This is a genomic window from Lishizhenia sp. (assembly GCF_033720595.1).
Classification (GTDB): Bacteria; Bacteroidota; Bacteroidia; order Flavobacteriales_D; family Crocinitomicaceae; genus Lishizhenia.
Genome location: NZ_JAWWCF010000120.1, coordinates 1 through 9143, shown reverse-complemented (window position 1 = coordinate 9143; position 9143 = coordinate 1). Strand labels below are relative to the sequence as shown.

The 9143-nt window shown below is 36.2% G+C and carries 8 protein-coding genes; all 8 read left to right on the top strand.

Annotation, left to right across the window (positions count from 1 at the left end):
• Nucleotides 1–245: 245 nt before the first annotated feature.
• A complete protein-coding gene (locus R3333_RS09450) occupies nucleotides 246–824 on the top strand; it encodes a SiaB family protein kinase (protein ID WP_318958545.1) in 579 nt (192 codons plus the stop codon).
• A 52-nt stretch (nucleotides 825–876) separates the two neighbouring features.
• On the top strand, nucleotides 877–2538 hold the full coding sequence (locus tag R3333_RS09445; RefSeq protein WP_318958544.1) for a DUF819 domain-containing protein: 1662 nt from the start codon (nucleotides 877–879) through the stop codon (nucleotides 2536–2538).
• 83 nt (nucleotides 2539–2621) lie between these two features.
• Entirely contained in the window at nucleotides 2622–4019 is a 1398-nt protein-coding gene (locus tag R3333_RS09440; RefSeq protein ID WP_318958543.1) for a tetratricopeptide repeat protein, read from the top strand.
• 8 nt (nucleotides 4020–4027) lie between these two features.
• Nucleotides 4028–4834, top strand: coding sequence for a phosphosulfolactate synthase (locus R3333_RS09435; protein WP_318958542.1), 807 nt, complete (start codon nucleotides 4028–4030; stop codon nucleotides 4832–4834).
• Nucleotides 4831–5715: a hypothetical protein gene (locus R3333_RS09430; protein ID WP_318958541.1), complete on the top strand. Its 885-nt coding sequence runs from the start codon at nucleotides 4831–4833 to the stop codon at nucleotides 5713–5715. The genes R3333_RS09435 and R3333_RS09430 overlap by 4 nt, the downstream gene beginning before the upstream one ends.
• Nucleotides 5716–5769: 54 nt before the next feature.
• Complete coding sequence (locus R3333_RS09425) at nucleotides 5770–6543, top strand: hypothetical protein (RefSeq protein WP_318958540.1); 774 nt, start codon at nucleotides 5770–5772, stop codon at nucleotides 6541–6543.
• A 165-nt stretch (nucleotides 6544–6708) separates the two neighbouring features.
• Nucleotides 6709–8010 carry a hypothetical protein gene (locus tag R3333_RS09420; RefSeq protein ID WP_318958539.1) on the top strand — a complete coding sequence of 434 codons (1302 nt, stop codon included), beginning with the start codon at nucleotides 6709–6711 and terminating at the stop codon, nucleotides 8008–8010.
• Nucleotides 8011–8186: 176 nt separating this feature from the next.
• A partial coding sequence (locus tag R3333_RS09415) for a hypothetical protein (protein WP_318958538.1) occupies nucleotides 8187–9143 on the top strand: 957 nt, incomplete at its 3' end.

The window sequence follows — 9143 nt, the reverse complement described above, 5'->3', positions numbered from 1 at the left end:
GATCTTACTTTGAAAAATACGGAAGTATGCCCTGCGGTGGCAAGAATTTTCAACAATATTGAGAAAAGTTTAACACGTAGCTAAAAGTATTGGTTTACAATCGCTTTAACCACTACTTAATTAGTTGAATTGATTTTTAAAGTGTATTTTAGTAAATTTTTCAATTTTTACGGCAATTGAATTGAGTTAAATATTACGAAATTCTCTTATATTGTAAAAGAGCATTACTACACTACATCAAATAAATGGCTAGAGTTACAGAGAAAACTGCGGTGAAACTTCAAAACTATTTTGAAGATACCGAACAATGTTTACAGCGTGAGAATTATAACGTTCTGGTAGCCTATGCAGGACAGTTTTCTAAAGATATTGTAAACAGCATCCCAGAAAGCGTTGAACAAAAACTTCGCGAGAAAAATCAAAAGAAAAGCATTATTAAAAGAGTCTTTAGCATCTTAATTGAAGGACTTCAGAACATAAGAAAACATAGTGATTTTGTGGATGATGACGAAAGTTTAGGCTATGTGTTTATCGCCAATAATCAGAAAGAAGTGTGTATGCAGTTTGCTAATTTGGTGAATGACGAAAGTATCAACATAATTGATGGTAAATTGACGGAACTAAAATCCATGAATGATGATGAAATCAAAAAGCATTACATAGAAATATTGAATAATGGTTTTATGTCAGAACTTGGTGGTGCTGGATTAGGACTCATTACTATGGTGCTAAAATCGAGCAACTACGTGAAGTACTCTTTTGAAGAATTGGAAGACGGTGTACATTTATTTAATGTTAAGATCAAAGTCCACTTCGAAGCATAATTCTCACTTTTGTTTTATTATTCCTATTATTGCCTTCCAAATTGGAAGGATTATGAAAATTTTATTAGCATTTCTTACACTATTCTTGAGTGTTAACCTCTGGTCACAAACTGAAAACTTTGTGGTAGTAGAAAATGATTCTTTGCTCTTATTGAGTGATGAAATTCCAACGGAAGTATTAGCGAATTCTGAGAGTAAGGACTATTCATTTAGTGGAATGGAATTTACCGCAGAAGCCTATTTTTATTTGAACTTTACAGACGAAGATAGAAGGTTATTTGCTCAATCAGATTCTGTAGAGGTTGTCTTTAATAAAGATACCAGTTATTTCGCCAATTTCGGGAACGCAGTTTTTAGAAACCCTGGTCCAAACGGTATCATTTCAATAGCTATTCATCCAATGATAAATGGGGAGGTGCAAGCTTTAAAAAGCAGTGCAACTCCTTTCAAAATGTCCTTTTTAGAACAAGAGGTGCATGAACCGATGATAAAAAACGATAAGGTTGTTTTTGGTTTATTGCTGGTAGTTCTCGCTTTTGTGTTCTACACTTCTAACTCTGGAAATACGTACTGGAAGAAATTTTATACCGTTATCCCGGCCCTTTTCATGTGTTACATGTTGCCTGCTGCTTTGAGTAGTATGGGAATTATAAGTGGAGAATTTAGTGGGTTATATCACATGGCCAGCAGGTACCTATTGCCGGCCAGTTTAATTTTGTTGATTTTGTCGATGGACTTAAAAGGTTTGGTTCGTTTAGGGCCAAAAAGTTTCATCATGTTTGTTACCGGAACCGTTGGAGTAATCGTAGGTGGAGTTTTTGCTGTATGGATATTCTCTTTTATTTCTCCGGAAACAGTAGGAGGAACAGGAAACGAAGCGACATGGAGAGGTTTGTCGACCATTGCGGGAAGCTGGATAGGTGGAGGAGCCAATCAAACAGCGATGTTGGAGGTTTACAAATACAAAGAAACCTTGTTTGGGGGAATGGTACTTGTGGATATAGTAGTCGCTAATATTTGGATGGCCGTGATCTTATTTGGTATTGGAAAACGTTCTAAAATTGATAAGTGGTTAAAAGCAGATAACAAAGCCATTGATGAATTGGTAGTAAGAGTGGAAACAATGAATGCCGAGATGGAACGTAAAGCAACATTAAAAGACTACATGGTTATGTTCGGAATTGTGTTTATTGGTGTGGGAATAGCTCACTTCTTGGGAGACGTATTATCGTCATTCTTCGAGGGTATCCTTGACAAAGGGAGTACATTTAGAAGTCAGTTCTTCTGGATGGTTGTTTTATCTACAATTTACGGATTGATTTTAAGTTTTACCAAGGCCCGTCAATACGAGGGAGTTGGTGCTTCTAAATTCGGATCTATCTTTTTATATGTCTTGGTAGCGACGATAGGGATGAAGGTAGATATTTCTGCTATTTTCAGTAAACCATTGCTTATCTTTGTAGGACTAATTTGGATTGCCGTTCACGCCGGTTTACTTATACTGGTAGCGAAATTAATAAGAGCTCCGTTTTTCTTCTTAGCAGTAGGAAGTCAAGCAAACATAGGAGGAGCAGCTTCTGCGCCCGTAGTGGCCAATGCCTTTCACCCTGCTTTAACAACAGTAGGTGTAATTATGGCTGTAGTAGGATACTTCTTTGGAACTTGGGGAGCGTTAATTTGTGCAGAATTGATGCACATGGTGGCTCCTGTTTAGTGGGCTGATTGTTAATTTCCTGTTTATAACTCTAGAGTTAACGGTGTATAACAGGCTTAAATTCTGATTAATTTTAGAGAGGTATGTACGAGGAAGAGGAAGAATATTTTTCAGAAAGAGAATTCAATGAGGACTTAAATGCCTTCAACGCCATGTATAGAAAAGACGATTTTCGATTCATGGATTCAGATCGTTTGGAGGCTTTGATTGATCATTTTATCATTTCGAGCAACTACAAAAAAGCAAAGTGGGGAGTGGAAATGGCCTTGAGTCACTTTCCGTTCAATACTATGTTTTTGTTAAGAAAGGCGCAAATTCTTTCTGCGAATGGTGAATTAAAAGAAGCCTTGGAAATTTTAAATGACTTGGAGAAAATGGATCCAAGGAATTTAGAATTAGTACTTACCAAAGCTGGTTCTTTTAGTCAATTAAGAGATTCTAAAAATGCTATTCGTTATTTCAACTTAGCATTAGAGTTGGCAGATGACATGGAAAAAGATGAGATTTATCTTGATTTGGCCATGGAATATAACAATATAAAAGATTACAAATCATCCGTAAATATTTTAAAAAGAGCCATTGCCGAAAACCCGAAAAACGAGGTAGCGGTTTATGAGATTGCTTTTTGTTACGATCAGTTAGGAGAGTACAAGAAAGCCATTAAATCGTTTAAAGATTACATAGACGAAAACCCTTACAGTTTTACGGCATGGTACAATTTGGCAAATGCTTATTTGAAAGTAGATAATTTCGAAAAAGCAATTTGGGCCTATGATTATAGCATATTAATCAATGATGATTTTCCTCCCGCTTACTTTAATTTAGGAAATGCATTTCTTTCCAATAGTAAGCCCAGAAAAGCTTTAGAGTGCTTTGAGAAGTGTTTAGAGATGGAAGGTGAAGATGCCTTAATCTTAAGTTATATGGGGGAATGTCATGAGGACTTGGGCGAATTAGATTTGGCCATGAACTGTTACAATAGGTCGGCGATTTTAAATCCACATCTGCCAGAAGCTTGGTTGGGAATGGGAATCGTAAATGATTTGGAAGGAAGAACAGAGGAAGCAATTAAATTGGTGAGCAAAGCCATAGAATTGGCCCCAGATAACGCATCGTTTTACCATGTGCTAGCAGGTGTTTTTGAAAAAGATGAACGCGTCGAAGATGCATTGGAAATGTATGAAAAAGGAGTGAAGTTGGATGATACCAACGAAGATCTTGCTTTGGATTACTTGAAGTTTTTAGCGGGAGAAGCTCCTTATTTGGTAGAATCTATATATGAGAGTAATCCAGGATTTCAGAAGATGCCAGAACTTGACTTAATACGCGTTTACGCTTATTACCAAAATCAAGAATACACCAACGCATATCTAATATTAGATAATCTTATAAATAAGGATGCAGATTTGGCTAAAAAGTTATTTTTGCATTATCCCGAAGCTAAAAACATTAGTGGTTTTCGGGACCGAATAGAAAATTAAACACACTTATGAATTTTAATTTATCCTTTATACCAGAACGATCATCAAAGCCTAGGAACGCAGGTGTAACAATGATGATGGACAAAGGGTTGAGCATTAACGAGGTAGAAAACTTTATACAGGCGTCAGGTCATCTTACAGACATCGTAAAATTTGGTTTCGGAACCTCTTTCGTGACTCCAGACTTGGAAGAAAAGTTAAAGTTGTATAAGGAGGCAAACATACGTCCTTACTTCGGAGGAACATTATTTGAAGCATTTTACGCACGTGGAATGCACGAAGATTACCTTAGAATTTTAGACAAGTACGATTTAGATTTAGCAGAAATTTCTGATGGATCTATTATCATACCTCACGATAAAAAATGTGAATTGATTCACAGCATGGCGAAAGACAGAACTGTTTTGTCTGAAGTTGGTTCAAAAGATTCTGGAATTTTAATTTCACCGAATAAGTGGATTAAAATGATGAGTACAGAATTGGAAGCAGGTTCTTGGAAGGTGATTGCAGAAGGTAGAGAAAGTGGTACGGTAGGTGTTTTTAGACCAAACGGTACAGCACACACTATGTTGATCAACAAGATTATTGCCAAAGTAAAACCAGAAGATATTCTATGGGAAGCGCCAAAGAAAAACCAACAAGTATGGTTTGTTAAATTATTTGGAGCTGAAGTAAACCTTGGAAATATTGCACACAACGAAATGATTCCTTTAGAATGTTTACGTTTAGGATTAAGAGGTGATACTTTCTTTGAATATTTACCAGAGGATTACGCTACACGTTTAAAACAAGTAGCTTCTGAAGAAGAAGAATGATTTTTAGCTTAGAAAAGATAATAACAGGTCATGCCGGGGCCATCTACGACACTATTGTAGATGACTCCGGTTTTCTTTTTACCACAAGTGCCGACAAGTTTATTGCGCGTTGGAATGTAGAAAGTGGTGAGCAAGACGCCTTTGCCATAAAGCTAGATAATGCCGCGTACAGTATTTGTTTAATCAATGCAGATAAACATTTGGTAATCGGTTCATCAAAGGGTAATGTACATGTTATTGACTTAGAGCAAAAACAAGAAATTAAAAACCTCGCCCAGCATAAATCTGGAGTTTTTTCATTGTGTTATAATTCTAAAAAGTCAGAATTCTACGCAACAGATGCCGATGGCTATTTTTCTGTATGGAGTGCGGAGGACTTTTCATTGAAACTCATCCTACCTTTAAACTGTGGTAAAATAAGGTCCATGACTTTAGCAGACGAAGGTGAATTGGTAATTCTCTCCTGTCAAGATGGTACTACGCGTATTTTAGAATGTAATTTCTACAATGAAATCGTAACGCTGAAATCGCACCGCATGGGAGCAAATGTTGCCCTAGTGAAGAACGATATTCTCTACACTGGGGGAAAGGATGCTTATTTGAGACTGTGGGATTGGAAAAGTGAAAAACTGATCAAAGAAGTGCCTGCACATAACTATGCTGTGTACGATTTAATCGATATGGGCAACGTATTGGTAAGTGCTAGTTTTGATAAAACGGTTAAAGTTTGGGAACCAGAAAGCCTTGAAATTCTACAGAGAATAGATGTCAAATCAAAAGGACATACCCACACGGTGAACTCACTCTCCAAACTAAATGCAGAGGAGTTTATCTCTGCCGGCGATGATAGAAAGATTAAGCTTTGGAAAAAAGTTGAATAGATTTCAATAAGTATTCATAATAATCGTTCTTACCACAACTAAAATCAATATACCATGAAAATCTTTATCACTCTTATTGCGGCGAGTCTCGTATTTAGTTCTTTTACTTTAGGACAAAAGAAGCAAGAGGAAATTGTTTTAACCCCTAAACAAGAACAACGATTTATTGCTCCTAACGCTTTATTTATAGGTGTGAATACTGGGGGGGCTAGAATGTTGAATAAGATGGAAGGTGGTTTAAATCACTTTAAGAATGGAGGTTTAGTGGGACAATATTATGGACTCAACATTGAAAAGGGAATAAGAAGAAATTTCTTTGTTGCTGGTGCAATTTCAGTATTGGAGATTTGGGACAAACGCAGTTATAATATTGGTCCGTTCTCTGGAGATGGAGGGAATGCTTTTTGGGCTTCACAAATAGGTATACAATTAGGGTATAGAGTTATTGGTCCTAAGAACTACAATTATTTTAACGTAGCAGTTGGTTTTGAAAATGGATTTGTAATGGATCAGAAAGGACCCAATGGTAGTTCAGGATTAACGATAACTCAGAGTAATCAGCAGGAAGGAGATTTGTATAGTTATAAAGCCACGTTTGATTTAAACCACAACTGGTATTCTGCGCTAAGTTTCCAGTTATCTAAAGATTTTAAGCTTTTTAAGGGTATGTATTTAAGTTTGGCTTATAATACACAATTTGGTCTTCGAAAATTCTTTGTAACGAATATAGATTACTATACGGTAGGAAATGAGCAGAGTAATGCAACGAGCTCCTTTATGGACGGAACGCAACAACAATTTTTGGTAGGATTGAAATATAAGTTTTAATAAACATTCAAAATGTATAGAGGGATGAAGGTTACACTGGTCATAGCACTTGTTAATGTTTCATCCCTTTTTTTATGCGCATTTGGGCAGCTTAATCGACACAATTTCATTTTAGGATCAGACCTTATGCTTATGTCCCCTGTTAAATTCAATAATTCAGGGATAATGCATATGAAAAGTACGGTTTCTCCTGCGCCTAATTTCAATATAGGTTATTCGCACTTCTCAGAGAAAGGAAATTTATTTGGATTCCGTTTGAATTTTTATGTTCCAAATTTCAGATTGGGATATCAACTCGATTTAAAGGAGGGGCACAATTTTGTGGATGAAAATGGTACGACACTTCACCTCGTAGAAGATGAAATGGACATTTACTCAGGCCAAGTTATTCGAATTTCACCAGAAGCCTACGTTCAGAGAATCATAGACTTGAAACCCGGTGGTAGCCTAGCAGTAGGTGGCGGCTTAATGTTGTGGTTTAATGAGGGAAATAGTTTGGGAGAACAGTTGGCGGAAAAGTATTTACCGAGTGGTAATGGAGAGGAAAAACAACTGTACAGTTTAACCCAAGATGCTCACCAATATATCACTCCCTTCTTTCCTTCAATATTTGGGCAATTAGATTATCATCCTAATTCTTGGCCACATTTATCTTTTAACGTTCGATATAACTATAGTTATTTTGACAGAGTTTATGGAAGTTACAAGCTTTTAAACCTTGGATATACGAGTTCGGGTAGTTTTACACAATCTTATTCTTATTTAAGTTTGGGGCTGCGCTATAATGTTCCTTTTAAAAAGATAAGACAAAGGTTTGAGTACCTGAGGAAAATTGATGAAGAAACAGGATTATCCAACAATCAATTGGAAAGGAAAATAGTTCCGGGAACCTGGGCGGTAAAGGCAGGTCTCGGTATAGGAAGTTTACACGATAGAACGCTGGGGGAAAAGAACGATATAAGATCTGGAGGTAATGCTACGCCGGTATTGGAATTTGGGGTTGAAAAAGCATTAAAGAAGCATTGGTTGTGGTTTGGGAGGTACAGCACTTACAAGTATACCCGCGGTTGGATTACCAATTCGTCAGCCGCTATACCCACACGTCGAATGGCGAAGCAAAGCGCACATGAAATAAGTTTGGGTATAGGGTACAGCATTGTAGGACCCAAGAATTACAATTATTTAAATATTAATGCCGGTTTGAGTTTTGGAAGTTTAAATAACAGTCTTGGAGATACAACAGCTGTATTAGATGAGGTAAACATGAATTCTGTGTCTACAGGAAATGTTTGGTATGTGCAATACAATACACTGAACCTAAAGAATAATTACACAACAATTAATGTAGGTTTATCAAAGGATTTGAAACTAGGAAAGAAATTGTATTTAAACTTTGCTTATCACTATCAAATAGGTCTGTATAAAAACTCACAAACGAACTATTATTACTACAAAAAGGGAAGTTAAAATGTATTTACGGGAAGAACTGTTTCAAAAGGAAGTCGATCTACGTTTTTAATGAGATTTCTGTTCAGACTAAACGAATAGATGTTAAAATTTTCAAAAACTTAAATGGATTGAATTAAAGGTATAGTTTTGTGGCGATTTAATTTAAAAATTATTTGAATAATCAATTCATCAAAATGAACAAACCACTTAAAAAATCATTGATGTTTGGAGCTATTTTGTTCCAAATGTTCCAAGGAGTAAATGCTCAAGAGCAAGCTTCAAAATTAAAGTTCCATTTCGGTACAGATGCAATGTTTATGAATCCTGTAGAATTTGAAAATACAGGGAATGACTTTATGCGCAGTAAACCGTCTGTTAGTCCTAATTTTTATTTAGGATGGGCTCTACCCGTAAAATCTAATTTTGAAATAGGTGTAAATGCGAATTTTGTATTTCCTAGTATGAACTTGGGACTCGAAATTGATGGAAATATGGATCATCAAGTATATCAACCCAATGGCGAGAAATACAACTTTAGCTTCGATGATATTAACTTCAGGATTGGAGATAATAATCCTACTATAGTACCAGAATTGTACTTTAAGTATAGACTTCCTTTACTTGAGAATAGTACTTTAAATATTTCTGCTGGAGCCATGCTGTGGTTTGATAAACCTGAAGGGCATTCGAATCTTCTAGGGACAGGGGGCTATGGTATCAGGTTTCAAAATGGATCCGATTACGACATTTTTAGGTTTAATGAAATTGGTAGGGAAGAAGGGCCGAGTATAGCTCCTTCATACTTCGTAGAATTAGGATATGAACATAAAAAGGTTCCTGGTTTATTGCTAAAGGCAAGGTACAATTATTCGAATCATGTTTTTAGATCAGGGTCCTATGAATTTTACAATTTTGACGAACCCACTTTTGGAACTTACACGCAAACCTATAGTTATTTTAGTTTGGGCTTGGAGTATACGTTACAAGGCGATAGAAGAAGAGCCAAGAAAGCTTATTTGAAAACTATACCAGAAAATAGTTTGCTCAATAATAGACAACTTGAACGTGAGCTGAAAGAAGGAACGTACTTGGTAAATGCTGGAATAGGAGCTTCTTTCTTACACGATGTTTTGACGGGTGGTGAAGATCAT